Genomic DNA, 13,500 nt, shown 5'->3' with positions numbered 1-13,500 from the left:
AGACGCCGATCACCCCGCTAACGGGGTCCTTTTTGCACGCCGATCCACAGAAAGCCGCAAGGGCATGATAATCTTCGTGCACGTGATGGCGGTTCTGACTGCCCTTACCGCCCTGCTGTTTCTGATCTAAAGGACAACACGATGGACCGGAAAGAGATGGAGACGTTCGCGGCGAACTGGATCGCCAACTGGAACGCGCGCGATCTCGACGCAATCCTGGCGCATTTTGCCGAGGACGCGCGCTTCATCAGTCCATTGGCCGCGGAGCTGACGGGTTCACCGATCATCGAGGGCAAGACCAACTTGCGCGCCTATTGGTCAAAGGCGCTGGAGGCTTCGTCCGAACTGCATTTTACCCTGATCGCTGCCGTCTGCGATATCGAATGCCAGGTGCTCGGCGTCCACTATGTGGCCCGGCGCAACAGCAAGGCCAGGCGGGCGCTCGAAACGATGCGCTTCGTGGACGACCGACAGGTCGAAGGCGAGAGCTTCTACAGCGCGCAGGAAACGTCGCCTGGTAACTGATCCCAAATCTCCGTCACAACAACGGTGAGCAAGAGGATAGAAATGCAGGTTATCCGCGCCCGCGACTTCACCGGCAGATCAGCCTGGGACGCGCTGTCGATCGAGCGGATCGACGACGCGACCGTGCGGCTGCACTGGACCGATCAACCCTACCGCTGGCACATCAACGATGGCCCGGAAGTCTTCGCTGTCCTTGACGGGCGTGTCGACATGCATGTCCGGACCGCTGGCGGCGATCAGGTTCTACATCTTGAAACAGGGGACATCTTCCGCGCCGGGCTAGGCGATGAACATGTCGCCCATCCCCTTGGCGAAGCGCGTATCCTAGTGATCGAGCGGGCCGGAAGTGAGTGACATGTCCGGTCAATCGACCTTTTGGCCGACAAATAAGACTCTATAAAGACAAATAAGACTCTATAAAAAAGCCGTCGCGTATGGTGACAGCACACGCCACCCCAGTGCTTCGTAGAGAAGGCGCCCCTCATTGGTCGCGACCAGAAATTCGGGAACATCGCCGCGTTTCGTCTGCGCCAGCGAGGCCATTACAACGCTGCCAAGCCCCTTACGCCTATACGCCGGGGCCGTCTCGATGCGGTCATAGATAAAGGCGTCATGGCTTTCCACCGCATATCCGCTCGCCGCCTGATCGCCGGATTCGTATCGGATTGCCACGCGGCGGATCATGTCGCTCTGCTCGATCTCGATGGTGTAGCCTTGGGTAAGCGGTTGCGGAGTCGATGCCTGCCGCCCAGTCATGAAATATCTTTCCTGGTCGAGCCCCCACCCCGAAGGCATTGCACTGCGCAATTCGTCAGACGAGCCGCAGAGCTTGATGAAATAGCCGGGCTGATCGATCGTTCGCGCCAGTTCGCCCATTTCCATGGACGGACGCGCAAATACCCAGCGACAAATCTCTGTGTCAGAGTGGGTGTCCACCCTGTAGCCGCCGTGATCGCACACAGGAGCTGGCAATCCGCGAGCGATAGACCGCGCAGCGAGCCATGAGTACAGTGTGGTTGAACTGACCGGCATTATCCATCTCGTGTGCGAACAGGATCGCTTTAACCGATCCCGGCCATGCTGTCTGTCAGATGCGGCGTGATGACCGACAAAGCACGTTCAACGTAAATCTCCTTTTCGCCGACCGGCGCGACATAGTGGATCGCTTCGCGTGCCTGTTCCACCGAACCACCGCGCGCGATCATCCAGGCCGCGAGATAATGCGAGGCGAGACAGCCGCCCGCTGTCGCGACATTGCCATGCGCGACGAAAGGCGCGTCGATCACGTTCACGCCCGCCTCTATCACCCATGGCTTGGTCGTCAGGTCGGTGCAGGCAGGCAGATCTCCAATCACACCGAGCTTCGCCAGCAGCAGCGTGCCCGAGCACTGAGCACCGATCAACTGGCGCTCAGGGTCGAGCCGAAGTTGTCCCAGCAGCGCATCATCGCGAGCGACCTCGCGCGTGCGAATCCCACTACCAATCAGGACGGCGTCTGCTTCCGCCGCAAATTCTAGCGGTTGCTGACGGCGGATCGTGACGCCATTCATAGACGTCACTTCATTGGTCGGCGACGTGATGGAGGCATTCCAGCCCAGCGGCCTTAGGCGATTGAGGATCGTCGACGCGATGAACGAATCCAGTTCGTTGAACCCGTCGAAAGTCAGAACGGCTATCTGCATGTCTCTCTCGATATGGAAATGGCGCTATCGCTGCGCGGGATGGAGGGCGATGCGCAGGCCCAGCGCGATGAGCACGCCGCCGGTCAGGCCATCGAGCCGCCAGCGCGCTCCACCGCCTTGCGCGAACCAGTGCCGCAACGGACGGCTGCCAAGGATCAGGAGCGCAAACCAGGCCATGCCGAGCGTGGCATGAAGCGCCGCCAGCAACAGGCTGAAGCCCATTACCGATGCTCCCGCCGGGATGAACTGCGGCAGGAAGCTCACATAGAAGACACCCCTCTTGGGATTGAGCAGATTGGTGAGCAGGCCCTTCATGAACCAGTTGCCTGATCGCGATGGAGCAGACGGCAAAGCCGAGCTTACTGTCTCAGAGGGCACACCCGATTTGAGTGCCGCCCGGACCATGCCCAGCCCCAGCCAGAGCAAATAGGCAGCGCCTGCATATTGCAGGATCATGTAGAGCGTTCCTGACAGCGCGAGCAGCGCGGCAAGCCCCAGCGCCACCAGCAGTCCCCAGGCAAGAACGCCCGCAACCACGCCTGCCGCCGCCGCGAGAGCCTGACGCGGACCCTCGACGGCGAGCGTGCGCAGGACCAACGCCATGTCGAGCCCGGGCGTGATGACGAGAAGTCCGGCGGCCAGCGTGAACCCGGCAAGGGCAGTCCAGATGGTCATGCTCCATTCCCTTCGATTTCAGCGCGAAATGACGTGAGGATATCCCGGCCCTCCGGCCAATCGCCCAGATTGCTGCCCGCGTTGATATGGCCGAGCGGCCCCATCGCGATCAGCCGTGAGCCCCATTGCCGGGCGCGTCGCTTGCTGTAGTCGACCGTCCCATAAGGATCGTTCGCGCTGGCGACGATCAGACTGGGAAACGGCAGGGGCGGCTCCGGCACTTGCGCGAAAGACCGCGCTTCACCCGGAAACGCCTGTCCGCACGGGTCGGGCACGGCGACCAGCATCGCGCCGGCTACCGGAGTTCCGCGCGCGGCCGCCCAATGCGCCACCAGCAGGCAGGCCAGGCTATGCGCAACCAGAATGGGCGGGCGGTCCAGGGCCTCCACCGCCCGATCCAGCGCCTCGCACCAGTCGGCAAGTTCCGGCCGCTCCCAATCGGACGGTGCGAAGCGGGTCATGTCGGGATCGGTCCGCTCCCAATGGCTTTGCCAATGGTCCGGTCCCGAACCGCCTATGCCGGGAAGCAAAAGGATTGGGACCGTCATGCCCTGCCCGCTTCCATGCGCATCAGCGTCTGCTGGCCGGAAGCGCACAGCACCTCCTCTCCCTCGCGCATTGCATGCACCTTGAGATCGCAGACCGTCAGCGCGCGGCCGGCACGCAGCACCTCGCCCGTGGCGCGCAGGCGTTCTCCTGCAGCCGGACGGATCAGGTTGAGCTTGTATTCGACCGTCAGGACATCGTCGCCATCCCCGAAGACCGAATAGGCCGCATAGCCGCCCGCCACGTCGGCAATCGCACCGACAACGCCGCCATGAAGGAAGCCGTTCTGCTGACAAAGATCAGCCCGGAACGGCAGATCGAGAACCACCTTGCCGTGGCTGGCGTGGATCACCTCGGCCCCGATCAGGCCCATGAAACTCTGACGCGAAAAGCTCTCGCGAACGCGTTCGAGCAGAAGCGGGTCATTGGCTCCGGTCATGATCCTGTCCTCCGGGACACGCCATAATCGAGGGTGCCGAGGCGTTGCATCTCAGCCGTCTGGAACAGTTTGGGATCGGCCAGATAATCGCGCACCATGTCCAGCGTATCGAGGCCCCAGAACAGTTCCCCCCCGATCGCGAGGGTGGGGACGCCAAACACGCCGCGCGCGATCGCCGCCTCGGTGTTGGTGCGGAGCCCGTCCTTTACGCCCGCGTTTGCGATGCTATTCTGCACATCGGAGAGGCCGAGTTCAGCACCGAGCCTCTCCAGTTCTGCGCTGTCGGTGAGATCCCGGCCCTCCGCAAAAACCGCCTCGAATAGGGCATCGACAGCATCCGCACGCGCATCGAGCGCAATCAGTAATCGCAGGGCGTCGACCGAACGAAACGGATGCGTATTGGGAAAGCGCAGCGCGATGCCGTTCCGCTCAGCCAACCATTGGCACATGCGATAGGTCTGTGCCCGTTTGGGTGGCACTTCCGCCGGACCGATCAGGCCCCAGTGGTTGAGCAGCGCCCCCAGCAGCACCGGGACCGGGCGTATCTCCAGTCCGAAATCGTCTTCACGCAGGCGCTTCCACATCAGGAAGGCGAAGGGCGAGACGGGATCGAAATAGAAATCGGCCGGGGTCTTCGTACTCATCTGGTTGCTCCTTGGGTCCCATCATTGTATCAAATCATGAGTCGATCAAATCAAACATTGTATTGGTTCAATCATGGCTGTTATCACCTCCCCCGTTCTTCATCTCGACACCCTCGACCTGCAAACGCAGGCGCACGGCGAACTCTACGAAGCGCGTATGGCGTCCTTCGCTTCGCCGCTGGGTGCTCGCATGCTGGGCGGAAGGCTGGTCGTGGTGCCGCCGGGCAAGCGGGCGTGGCCGTTCCACGGCCATCACGCGAATGAGGAGTTGTTCGTGATCCTCTCCGGGAACGGCCGCCTGCGCTATGCCGATGCCGATCATGCGTTGCGGGCGGGCGATGTCGCGCTGTGCCCGGCCAGCGGCGCGGCAAGTGCGCACCAGATTATCAACACCGGCGATACGGACCTGCGCTATCTCGCCATCAGCACGATGAACGAGCCCGATGTGGTCGACTATCCCGACAGCGGCAAGTTCGCGGTCATGGCAGGCGCCGCGCCCGGCGGCGACAAGGCGAGCCGGTCGGTGGACCATGTCGGGCGCTATGCCGATGCGGTCGGCTATTGGGACGATGAGACATGACCGGGCGGCTCGTCACCACCTCCGGCGAGTGCATCGCCACGCCGCCCGCCCTGCTCCTGCCACCGGGCAAGCTGGTTGATCCCGGCAACCCGGAATGGGCAACGTTCGCGCGGAGCTGGAATGATCTGCCGCACGATACATGGATGGCCGACGGCGGCACCTATCGTCGCAGACGCTATGCCGCCTTTGAGGTGGCAGGCGGGAAATGCACGCGTTTGCCGCATCGTCCACATTACCAGGAGCGCGATCACAATCCATTGAATGGCGGTGTCGAGCGCTGGTTCGCGCCAATGGACGAAGATCCAGCGGGCTCTCGACTATTTCAGGCACTGGTGTGGAGCACTGCCTCCCTTATCGCGGATGCGAGCCGACAGTGTCCGCCCCCTTGGACGGTGGAAGCGCATCAATTTCGGATCGAAGCACTGTCGGGACAGCCCGGCCTCCCCACGCCGGAGGGCATGCATCATGACGGACGCGACTGGGTGTTGATCCCGCTCGTCGGCGGCAGCGATTACGCCGGCGGTGAAAGTCGCGTAGAGGATGCATTTGGCGCTTGCATCCTCGAACATCGGCTAACCAGTCCCGGCGAAGCGCTGCTGCTGGATGACCGTACCGTCCGCCACGGCACAACACCGATCGAGTCCGCGATACCGGGCGCCCCCGAATGGCGGGACACGCTGGTTCTCACCTTCGCGCAAGCGCGGGAAAGTTGAGGGACAGGATGGATCGCTTCTTCGTCGTAACCGGCGGTCCGGGATCGGGCAAAAGCACGTTCCTCGCCGCGCTGGCCGAACAAGGCTTGCCGCATATGCCCGAGGCCGGACGAGCGGTGATCCGCGACGAGGTGGCCGCCGGCGGAACCGCTCTGCCATGGGATGACCGCGACGCCTTTGCCGAGCGGATGCTGGCGCATGACCTCAGCTCCTATGAGGAGGCACGGACGAGAGACGGCGTCCTGTTCTTCGACCGAGGCATTCCCGACATCATCGGCTATCGCATATTGTGCGGACTCTACATTCCCGGCGACCTCACACGCGCGGCAGAGAGAAACCGGTACAATCGGCATGTCTTCATCGCACCGCCCTGGGCCGAGATTTACGCCAAGGATGCCGAGCGCAAACAGGACTGGGACGAGGCGGTGGCGACCCATGATGTGATGGCGCGTGTCTATCAGGAATTGGGATATGTTCTTGTTCCCCTCCCCCTCGTGTCGTTCGATGAGCGCGCAGCTTTCGCCCGGCACTGGACTGCGAAGCTGCAGACGTGATGACAGCCAAGCCCATCCGCGCTCACAATCTTGAGTACTCAATGAGCCGGCGCGGCAATTGCCATGACAACGCAGTTGCCGAGAGCTTCTTCTCCTCGCTCAAGCGCGAGCGCATACGACGTCGAACATACAAAACCCGCGACGAAGCCCGACAGGACGTGTTCGATTACGTCGAGATGTTCTACAACCTAGTGCGCGAGCAGGTCAGGAATGGAATGCTGTCGCCCGTAGAGTTCGAACGGCAGCAGATTTTGAAAGCGGGAGGCGTCTAGAAACCTAGGGGCTACTCAGATCGGCACAGGGCAATCGGCCTTTGAACGTCTGTCAGTTAACCGACAGCAGACAGGATCGTGATCCTGTCCTTTTCGCGACGATGCATGTCCCTGTTGAGCGCGCGTCCGCCTCCGCTTGTTGATAGCAGGCTCCATATGTGAACGCCTTCGTCGCCGCGTTTAAAAGAGTACTAGCCGAAACGCCGGCCTCTTTCGCCGCTTCTGCGTTAGAGAAAAGGAGACAGCTATGAATGCAGTCGAGAGAGTGCGGCAGGCGCTGCAATTGGCAGATCACGCGGATAGCATCGCGGAGTTTCCGGCCGGCACGCACAGCGCAGGGGACGCGGCGGCCGCAGTCGGGTGCTCGGTCGCCCAGATCGCCAAATCTATCGTGTTCCGCGCCGGCGACAATGTTGTACTGGTGATCGCGTCGGGCGTGAACCGCATCGACCGGAAAAAGGTTGCGGCCGCGACCGGTCTTACCGTCAAGTCAGCCGATCCCTCATGGGTGGAGGCGAAGACCGGCTTTGCCGTAGGTGGCGTATCGCCTATCGGCCATACCTGCCCAGTGACTACGATCATCGATGCTGATCTGCTTTTGCATGATCCACTCTGGGCTGCGGCAGGATCTCCTATGCATGCCTTTCGGACGAGTGCGGACAAATTGATCGCGATGACGGATGGGCTGGCGGCAGACGTGCGGCAGGACTGATCTTGTTCACGCCCGAGCGCGGGCGAAATAAGCGGTGGGCGCAACGCCCAACGTCCGTCGAAACATCGCGGCGAAAGCACTTGGGCTGTCATATCCATGTTCCAGCGCCACTTCGAGCACCGAGGCGCCGGCGGCGAGCCTTGGCAGGCTCAGCAGCAGACGCGTCCGGCGCAGCCACTCGCCGAAGCTCATGCCGAGTTCGCGATGGAACATGCGTGCAAGCGTGCGACCACTGACATGTATGCCGGCTGCGAGGCCTTCGAGCGTCATCGATAAGGACGGATCGGCGATCACCTCTTCGCACAAACGCGCAAGGCGGGGATCCCTTGGCATCGGCACGTGCAATTCCAGCCTTGGCGCAGTCTCGATTTCGTCGAGGATCAGTTCCATCACACGGTCATCCCGACCACCCGAAGCATAATCGAGCGGAATGCGGGTTGCGGCCACGATCGCCTCGCGCAGGAACGGTGAGACGTCGATCACCTCACAATTCCCGGGCAGGCTGGGCCGTACAGCCGGTTCCACGAACAGGGTACGCATGGTCACATCCCCAGCAATCCTGATCGCGTGATTGATGCCCGCTGGCATCCACACCGCGCGTCCAGTCGGCACTACCCAACTTCCTCCGTCGCTGATGACGGTCATCACTCCGGTGAGCGTGTGAATAAGTTGAGCGCGCGGGTGATGGTGAGGGGCGATGTGCTCGCCATGCGGATGATCGCTCGCCAGCGCTGCGACTGGCCTCGGCGAGTAATGGCAATCCTCGAATGTTCGCTCGATGTCCATTATGCGACGAATGTTGGCAGTTTCGCAGGAGAAGGACAAGGCCGAAATGCCTAGAACCGTGCCTCGATCCCGAGAGCACCAAATTATGTTTACACCTCGCAGAGGCCTGCCCGCCTTCCTTCTGTCCGCCTCCCTGTTGTCGCTGCTATCGGGTTGTGCCACTGGCCCCGCAGCGTCGCCGCAGGCGACCGTGACGCCAACCGTAACATCGTTAGTCGGCGAAGGCCTCGCGCCTTCGACTGTCCCGACCAAGTGGTGGCGCCTGTATCGCGAGCCCGCACTGGACGCCCTTGTCGAAGAGGCCCTGACCAACAATCGCGACCTGCGGGAAGCCGCGGCCCGTTTACTTGAAGCACGGGCCATCCTCAGCGAAGTCCGCAGCCAGCGCCTGCCCCAAACAAATACATCCGCCGATGCCGGCGGTGGCAGCACGCTCCAGGACCAAATCGGCGCCGCCTACGACCATAGCAATCATATCCGCACAGGCTCCCGGTTCGGGCTTGGCGCCGATGTGGCGTGGGAAGCCGACCTGTTCGGACGGTTGGCGGCATCGGTGAAAGCGAGCCATGCCGATATCGACGCGGCGCGCGCCGAGGAAGACGGGGTCCGCGTACTGGTGGCTGCCGAGGTGACACGCAATTGGCTCGGCGCGTGTGGCTACAGCCATCGCATATTTGTGGCACGCCGATCACTCACACTGCTGGAGCAGGGACGTGAGATAGCCGAACATCTGCGCGCCGCGGGCGCTGGCCTGCCTGTCGATGTGGCGCGGGCCGATACGTTGGTCGCGGAAGCGCAAGCGGCGATCCCGCCATTGGAGGCCGCGCGGGCGGAAGCTCTCGCGGAACTGGCTGTACTTACAGGCCGTCCACCGACCGAAGTTCCTGCCGCCGCAGCGGCATGCACGCGCCTGCCAACGATCGATGCACCGATGCCAATCGGCGATGGTCTCGATTTGCTGCGCCGTCGTCCCGACGTTCGTGCAGCAGAACGGCGCCTGGCAGGAATGACAGCTCAGATCGGCGTTGCGACGGCCGACCTCTATCCCAGAATTTCCCTCGGTGCGAATATCGCCAGTTCGTCCCATACGCCGGGCGACCTGACTGCGCGCAACAACATCGTTTGGCGCATTGGCCCGCTCCTGTCGTGGAGCTTCCCGAACATCAACGCCGCGCGGGCGCGCATTGCTCAGGCGCGCGCGCGGGAAATCGGCGCGCTGGCACGGTTCGATGCCACCATCCTGACGGCCCTCAGGGAAGTTAATCAGGCCGGCGAAGAATATGAAGCGACGCTCCGACGGCGGGAGGCACTCCGGATAGCGGCCGACCGTAGCGCCGAAGCGGTGCGGCTCTCGCGGCTCGGACGCGCGGCGGGGAGCGCAACAGCGCTGGAGGCGCTCGATGCCGAACGCGCCGATCTCGGGGCGCAGGCAGCACTTGCGACTGCCGATAGCGAAGTCGCCACCGCGCAGGTGGTGCTGTTCAAGGCCTTGGGCGGCGGCTGGGAGGATGCGCCCACGATCATACTGCCTAAGCCCGTCCGCACCTCCTCCGCCGCTGCGATGGCAAGACCTTTCCATGAGTAATCCGATGACCGACACCGCTGTTCAGACCCTGCCCCTCACCACAATCATGTACCGGCCGACTCGTCGGCAGCTTCTCATTGGCGGAGGTGGCCTCGCCCTGATCGTCCTGCTTGTGTTCGGCCTGCACTGGTTAACCGTGGGCCGCTATATGGTCGGGACTGACAACGCCTATGTGCGCGCCGATGTGGTGACGATCACGCCGCGCATCGCCGGCTATGTCGCCGAAGTGCTAGTCGCTGACAATCAGCGCGTCCGGGCCGGTGATGTTCTCGCCCGGATCGACGATCGCGATTATCGCGTGAAGGTCGCTGAGGCCGAAGGCGTAGTTGCCGCAGCGCAGGCGGAGGTGGCCGCACAAGAGGCGCGCATTGCCAATCTCGATGCGCAGTCCCAGCAGCAGCGCAGCCTGCTTGCCGGGAATGTCGCGGGCGTCTCGGCGAGTGAGGCCGATGCCCGCCACGCTAATCTCGAATATGGTCGCCAGATGCTGCTCAAACGGCAAGAGGTCACAAGTGCCCAAAAACTGGAGGCAGCGGAGGCTGATGCCAAAAAGGCCAGCGCCAGCCTGGCAGTTGCAAAAGCTAATCTGGCCGCCCAGCGCGACCGTCTGCCGGTGCTGGCGACCGAACGACAGGCCGCTCTCGCAGAGCTCGACAAGGCTCGTGCAGCACTCGTCCAGGCGCAAGCCGCGTTGACGCTCGCCCGCAACGCTCTCGGCTACACGGTGCTCCGCGCACCGACCACCGGCGTAGTCGGCCAGCGAAGCCTGCGTGTAGGTCAGTATGCTGAGGTCGGAACCCCGCTGTTGGCCGTCGTGCCGGACGACGCCTATATCATCGCCAATTACAAGGAAACACAGGTTGGTCCTATACATCCGGGCCAGCCGGCCGACATCGAGGTCGATGCATTCGGCGGCTTGGTTCTCAAGGGCCATGTCGAGAGCTTCGCGCCAGCGTCGGGTGCGCAGTTCGCGCTCCTGCCGCCTGACAACGCCACCGGCAACTTCACCAAGATCGTCCAACGTATGCCCGTCCGTATTAGGGTGGACCCGGGACAGGCTCGAGCGGCGGGACTGCGGCCCGGCATGTCGGTCGTCACGACGATCGACACACGGGGAGCCGCGCGATGACGGCCCAGGCAGGCCCAGCTAACGAGCATGGTGTATCGCTCCGCGCCTGGGTGGCGGTGATCGGGGGCGTGGTCGGCTGTTTCATGGCCGGCATGAACGTTCACGTCACCAATGCTTCGCTGCCCGATGTTCGCGGTTCGCTCGGTGCCACCTTCGAGGAAGGGTCGTGGATCACCACCGCCTATCTCGTCGCCGAGATCATCGTCATTCCGATGACCGGCTGGTTGGTATCGGTGTTCTCGATGCGGCGCGTGCTGATGGTCGGCACCAGCGGGTTCGTCCTGTTCTCGCTTGCCTGCTCGATGGCTCCCAACATCGACACCATGATCGTCGCCCGAGCGTTACAGGGGGCATTCGGCGGGGTGCTGATTCCGCTTTCCTTCCAGATCATCGTGACGGAATTGCCCCGGTCGAAACATCCGTTCGGCATGGCGCTGTTCGCGGTCGCCAATAACGTCGCCCAGGCGACCGGCCCCGCGCTCGGCGGCTGGTTGACCGAGGCCTATAACTGGCGCTGGATATTCTACCTCCAGATACCGCCGGGCCTGCTGGTGCTGGCGGCGATCGGCTGGTCGACACCCCGCACCCCGGCCGCTCTGTCGCGGCTCCGGGAGGGCGACTGGGGCGGGATCATCGCGATGGCGGTCGGCCTATCGGCGCTCCAGATCATGCTGGAAGAAGGTGGGCGCAAGGATTGGTTCGCATCGAGCTTCATCGTCAACGCTGGGATCGTTGCCGTTGTCGGCCTCATTGCCTTCATTGTCATCGAACTCAGGCGCAAGCAGCCCTTCATCAACCTGCGGCTGCTCGGACGCTATAATTTCGGGCTGGCGAGCCTGATGCAGTTCACCTTCGGCGCGGTCGTGTTCGGGGTCGTGTTCCTCGTCCCCAATTATTTCGCGGAAGGCCATGGTTACAATGCCAAGCAGATCGGTTTGACCATGATTCCTTATGGTCTGATCCAGCTTGTCATGTCCTTCGCCACGCCGAAGCTGATGCAATGGACGAGCGTGCGGTTCATCATCATACTCGGCTTCGTTGTCATGGCGACCGGATGTCTAATGAACATCCATCTCGACAGCGATGCTGCCGCCAATGTGATTGTGCCGTCGCTGGTGGTGCGCGGAATCGGCCAGTCCTTCATTGTTGTGGCGCTGGGCGTGATGGCGGTCGACGGCCTGGAGAAAGCCGAGATTGGCTCGGCGTCGGGTCTGTTCTCGACAGTCCGCAATGTGGGCGGCGCGATCGGCATCGCGATCGCGAGCCAGATCGTGGTCGAGCGTGAGAAGCTGCATGCCCAGCGAATCGGCGAGGCGGTCAATCCCTTCTCGGCCGAATTTCGCGAGAGGATGATCGCGATGGTGCGGCTGCTGAGTGACGAGCAGATCGATCGTGCAGCCGCGTTGCATGGCGCCGCGGCAGCATCTTTACGTGAACGGGCACTCGGCTTGATGGGGCGGCTGATTCACCATGAAGCGCTCTTGCTCGCTTATAGTGACGCATTCCTGATCGCGGGCGTCGCCATGTTGCTCTGCGGAGGCGGCTGTTTTCTCTTGAAAGGAGGGAAAAGTATGAGCCCAAACTAGTCACCTGAATCTAAAGTTCATTGCATTAAGTATGATCAATCTTTTGGCAGAAGCGCTTGACGGCAGCGAGGATTTCGTCGGCCGATTTGGTCCAGCGGAAGGGCTTTGGGTTGGCGTTATGCTGATCGATGAAGCTGCGGATATCGGTTTCGAGTTGGCCGACGGAAGTATGGACGTCGCGCTGGATCGGCTTGCGGGTGAGTTCTACGAAGCAACGTTCGACGTGGTTGATCCATGACGCGGAAGTTGGCGTGAAATGGACGTGATAGTGCGGTCTGCGCGCCAGCCACGCGTTGATCGTCGGCGTCTTGTGGGTGGCATAATTGTCCATGACGATATGCACATCGAGGCCGTCAGGAACATTGCCTGTCAAACGGCGTTCAAAAGGGGCCCCCTATCAGGGTCGAAGAGGGACCCCCTTTTCGGATAAGATGTTGGTTTGTTGAGGTGAGCCTTGTGCTACGTGCGGCGAAGGCCGGGCGTAGCCCGACCGGAGGCGCGCGCAGCACAAGATAGATTTTTAAAGGCGCCGAAGGTGGCGGTCAGCTGAGGCTTTTGTAGCGCCAGCTGTCGTTGCCGGTCTCGACGATATCGCAGTGGTGGGTGACGCGGTCGAGCAGCGCCGTGGTCATCTTGGGATCGCCGAAGACGGTAGGCCACTCGCCGAAGGCGAGGTTCGTGGTGATGATGACGCTGGTGCGCTCATAAAACTTGCTGATGAGGTAGAACAGCAGTTGCCCTCCCGAGCGTGCGAACGGCAGATATCCAAGCTCGTCGAGCACGATCAGGTCGAGCCGAGAGAGCTTCGCCGCCAGGGTCCCGCCCTTGCCGATCCGGGTCTCCCCTTCGAAGCGTGTCACCACCTTGAAGATGGCCAGAGGCAAGGGTTCCGTACCGGTCCAGTCGCACAGGTCTCCGCTCAGCAGACAAATGGGTGGGTCGACGCGCAGCAGCAGCCCACCGGCCTCGCGAAACAGCTGGCAATCCTTGCCGATGGCACGGCGCAGACATTCCCATGCCCATGTGTCAACGGCGGTCGGATTTTAGGCCAGCGCGGCGGAGTAAAAGCAGG

The 13,500-nt window shown here is 62.3% G+C and carries 16 protein-coding genes and 3 pseudogenes; 10 read left to right on the top strand and 9 right to left on the bottom strand.

The window, feature by feature from the left end:
• The first annotated feature begins 141 nt into the window (after positions 1-141).
• Both ET21_RS0117465 and ET21_RS0117460 read left to right on the top strand, forming a co-directional pair.
• The gene (locus tag ET21_RS0117465; protein WP_037471273.1) at positions 142-525 is read left to right on the top strand and encodes a nuclear transport factor 2 family protein; all 384 of its coding nucleotides are present in this window, start codon (positions 142-144) and stop codon (positions 523-525) included.
• Between the two features lie 42 nt (positions 526-567).
• Positions 568-879, top strand: a complete 312-nt coding sequence (locus ET21_RS0117460; RefSeq protein WP_030540670.1) for a cupin — start codon at positions 568-570, stop codon at positions 877-879.
• Between the two features lie 60 nt (positions 880-939).
• Here the strand turns inward: ET21_RS0117460 and ET21_RS0117455 are convergent, their stop codons facing one another.
• The 6 genes from ET21_RS0117455 to ET21_RS0117430 form a co-directional block, all read right to left on the bottom strand.
• Positions 940-1,401 carry a GNAT family N-acetyltransferase gene (locus tag ET21_RS0117455; RefSeq protein WP_237751591.1) on the bottom strand — a complete coding sequence of 154 codons (462 nt, stop codon included), beginning with the start codon at positions 1,399-1,401 and terminating at the stop codon, positions 940-942.
• Positions 1,402-1,586: 185 nt separating this feature from the next.
• Positions 1,587-2,207: a DJ-1/PfpI family protein gene (locus ET21_RS0117450; protein WP_030540668.1), complete on the bottom strand. Its 621-nt coding sequence runs from the start codon at positions 2,205-2,207 to the stop codon at positions 1,587-1,589.
• Positions 2,208-2,231: 24 nt separating this feature from the next.
• On the bottom strand, positions 2,232-2,882 hold the full coding sequence (locus tag ET21_RS0117445) for a LysE family translocator (RefSeq protein ID WP_030540667.1): 651 nt from the start codon (positions 2,880-2,882) through the stop codon (positions 2,232-2,234).
• Complete coding sequence (locus ET21_RS0117440) at positions 2,879-3,430, bottom strand: alpha/beta hydrolase (RefSeq protein ID WP_030540666.1); 552 nt, start codon at positions 3,428-3,430, stop codon at positions 2,879-2,881. Before ET21_RS0117440 ends, ET21_RS0117445 begins: the two co-directional genes overlap by 4 nt.
• Entirely contained in the window at positions 3,427-3,867 is a 441-nt protein-coding gene (locus ET21_RS0117435; protein WP_030540665.1) for a PaaI family thioesterase, read from the bottom strand. The genes ET21_RS0117440 and ET21_RS0117435 overlap by 4 nt, the downstream gene beginning before the upstream one ends.
• Entirely contained in the window at positions 3,864-4,511 is a 648-nt protein-coding gene (locus ET21_RS0117430) for a 2-hydroxychromene-2-carboxylate isomerase (protein ID WP_030540664.1), read from the bottom strand. Before ET21_RS0117430 ends, ET21_RS0117435 begins: the two co-directional genes overlap by 4 nt.
• A 73-nt stretch (positions 4,512-4,584) precedes the next feature.
• Between ET21_RS0117430 and ET21_RS0117425 the strand changes: the two genes are divergently transcribed.
• The 5 genes and pseudogenes from ET21_RS0117425 to ET21_RS0117405 all read left to right on the top strand — a co-directional run bounded on the left by ET21_RS0117425 (position 4,585) and on the right by ET21_RS0117405 (position 7,342).
• Positions 4,585-5,091, top strand: a complete 507-nt coding sequence (locus ET21_RS0117425) for a cupin domain-containing protein (RefSeq protein WP_030540663.1) — start codon at positions 4,585-4,587, stop codon at positions 5,089-5,091.
• Positions 5,088-5,804 carry a 2OG-Fe dioxygenase family protein gene (locus ET21_RS0117420; protein ID WP_051768213.1) on the top strand — a complete coding sequence of 239 codons (717 nt, stop codon included), beginning with the start codon at positions 5,088-5,090 and terminating at the stop codon, positions 5,802-5,804. Before ET21_RS0117425 ends, ET21_RS0117420 begins: the two co-directional genes overlap by 4 nt.
• 8 nt (positions 5,805-5,812) lie before the next feature.
• Entirely contained in the window at positions 5,813-6,358 is a 546-nt protein-coding gene (locus tag ET21_RS0117415; RefSeq protein WP_030540661.1) for an AAA family ATPase, read from the top strand.
• Positions 6,359-6,372: 14 nt separating this feature from the next.
• Positions 6,373-6,630: pseudogene (locus ET21_RS0117410) on the top strand (IS3 family transposase); the annotation flags it as partial.
• 247 nt (positions 6,631-6,877) lie between these two features.
• Positions 6,878-7,342, top strand: coding sequence for a YbaK/EbsC family protein (locus ET21_RS0117405; RefSeq protein ID WP_030540659.1), 465 nt, complete (start codon positions 6,878-6,880; stop codon positions 7,340-7,342).
• 6 nt (positions 7,343-7,348) lie between these two features.
• Here the strand turns inward: ET21_RS0117405 and ET21_RS0117400 are convergent, their stop codons facing one another.
• Positions 7,349-8,128, bottom strand: a complete 780-nt coding sequence (locus ET21_RS0117400; protein WP_030540658.1) for a helix-turn-helix domain-containing protein — start codon at positions 8,126-8,128, stop codon at positions 7,349-7,351.
• A gap of 136 nt (positions 8,129-8,264) precedes the next feature.
• Here ET21_RS0117400 and ET21_RS0117395 point away from each other — a divergent pair, with 136 nt between their 5' ends.
• Genes ET21_RS0117395 through ET21_RS0117385 form a run of 3 tightly spaced genes read left to right on the top strand, consistent with a single transcriptional unit; the run spans position 8,265 to position 12,428 of the window.
• Positions 8,265-9,713 (top strand): efflux transporter outer membrane subunit, encoded by a 1,449-nt coding sequence (locus ET21_RS0117395; protein ID WP_237751590.1) that lies wholly within the window; start codon positions 8,265-8,267, stop codon positions 9,711-9,713.
• 4 nt (positions 9,714-9,717) lie between these two features.
• Complete coding sequence (locus ET21_RS0117390; RefSeq protein WP_030540656.1) at positions 9,718-10,842, top strand: HlyD family secretion protein; 1,125 nt, start codon at positions 9,718-9,720, stop codon at positions 10,840-10,842.
• On the top strand, positions 10,839-12,428 hold the full coding sequence (locus tag ET21_RS0117385) for a DHA2 family efflux MFS transporter permease subunit (RefSeq protein WP_030540655.1): 1,590 nt from the start codon (positions 10,839-10,841) through the stop codon (positions 12,426-12,428). Before ET21_RS0117390 ends, ET21_RS0117385 begins: the two co-directional genes overlap by 4 nt.
• 25 nt (positions 12,429-12,453) lie before the next feature.
• Here ET21_RS0117385 and ET21_RS0117380 read toward each other — a convergent pair.
• Positions 12,454-12,789, bottom strand: a pseudogene (locus ET21_RS0117380) (transposase); the annotation flags it as partial.
• Between the two features lie 181 nt (positions 12,790-12,970).
• Positions 12,971-13,291: pseudogene (locus ET21_RS0117375) on the bottom strand (ATP-binding protein); the annotation flags it as partial.
• Between the last annotated feature and the right edge of the window lie 209 nt (positions 13,292-13,500).

This window comes from Sphingobium sp. DC-2, assembly GCF_000722555.1.
GTDB lineage: Bacteria > Pseudomonadota > Alphaproteobacteria > Sphingomonadales > Sphingomonadaceae > Sphingobium > Sphingobium quisquiliarum.
This window is presented reverse-complemented; position numbering and strand designations above follow the sequence as displayed.

Coding starts and splice junctions, on each gene's coding strand:
- ET21_RS0117435 (WP_030540665.1), bottom strand. CDS start 3,867: ATGACCGGAGCCAATGACCCGCTTCTGCTCGAACGCGTTCGCGAGAGC.
- ET21_RS0117450 (WP_030540668.1), bottom strand. CDS start 2,207: ATGCAGATAGCCGTTCTGACTTTCGACGGGTTCAACGAACTGGATTCG.
- ET21_RS0117415 (WP_030540661.1), top strand. CDS start 5,813: ATGGATCGCTTCTTCGTCGTAACCGGCGGTCCGGGATCGGGCAAAAGC.
- ET21_RS0117465 (WP_037471273.1), top strand. CDS start 142: ATGGACCGGAAAGAGATGGAGACGTTCGCGGCGAACTGGATCGCCAAC.
- ET21_RS0117430 (WP_030540664.1), bottom strand. CDS start 4,511: ATGAGTACGAAGACCCCGGCCGATTTCTATTTCGATCCCGTCTCGCCC.
- ET21_RS0117440 (WP_030540666.1), bottom strand. CDS start 3,430: ATGACGGTCCCAATCCTTTTGCTTCCCGGCATAGGCGGTTCGGGACCG.
- ET21_RS0117385 (WP_030540655.1), top strand. CDS start 10,839: ATGACGGCCCAGGCAGGCCCAGCTAACGAGCATGGTGTATCGCTCCGC.
- ET21_RS0117400 (WP_030540658.1), bottom strand. CDS start 8,128: ATGGACATCGAGCGAACATTCGAGGATTGCCATTACTCGCCGAGGCCA.
- ET21_RS0117390 (WP_030540656.1), top strand. CDS start 9,718: ATGACCGACACCGCTGTTCAGACCCTGCCCCTCACCACAATCATGTAC.
- ET21_RS0117460 (WP_030540670.1), top strand. CDS start 568: ATGCAGGTTATCCGCGCCCGCGACTTCACCGGCAGATCAGCCTGGGAC.
- ET21_RS0117425 (WP_030540663.1), top strand. CDS start 4,585: ATGGCTGTTATCACCTCCCCCGTTCTTCATCTCGACACCCTCGACCTG.
- ET21_RS0117405 (WP_030540659.1), top strand. CDS start 6,878: ATGAATGCAGTCGAGAGAGTGCGGCAGGCGCTGCAATTGGCAGATCAC.
- ET21_RS0117420 (WP_051768213.1), top strand. CDS start 5,088: ATGACCGGGCGGCTCGTCACCACCTCCGGCGAGTGCATCGCCACGCCG.
- ET21_RS0117455 (WP_237751591.1), bottom strand. CDS start 1,401: ATGGGCGAACTGGCGCGAACGATCGATCAGCCCGGCTATTTCATCAAG.
- ET21_RS0117445 (WP_030540667.1), bottom strand. CDS start 2,882: ATGACCATCTGGACTGCCCTTGCCGGGTTCACGCTGGCCGCCGGACTT.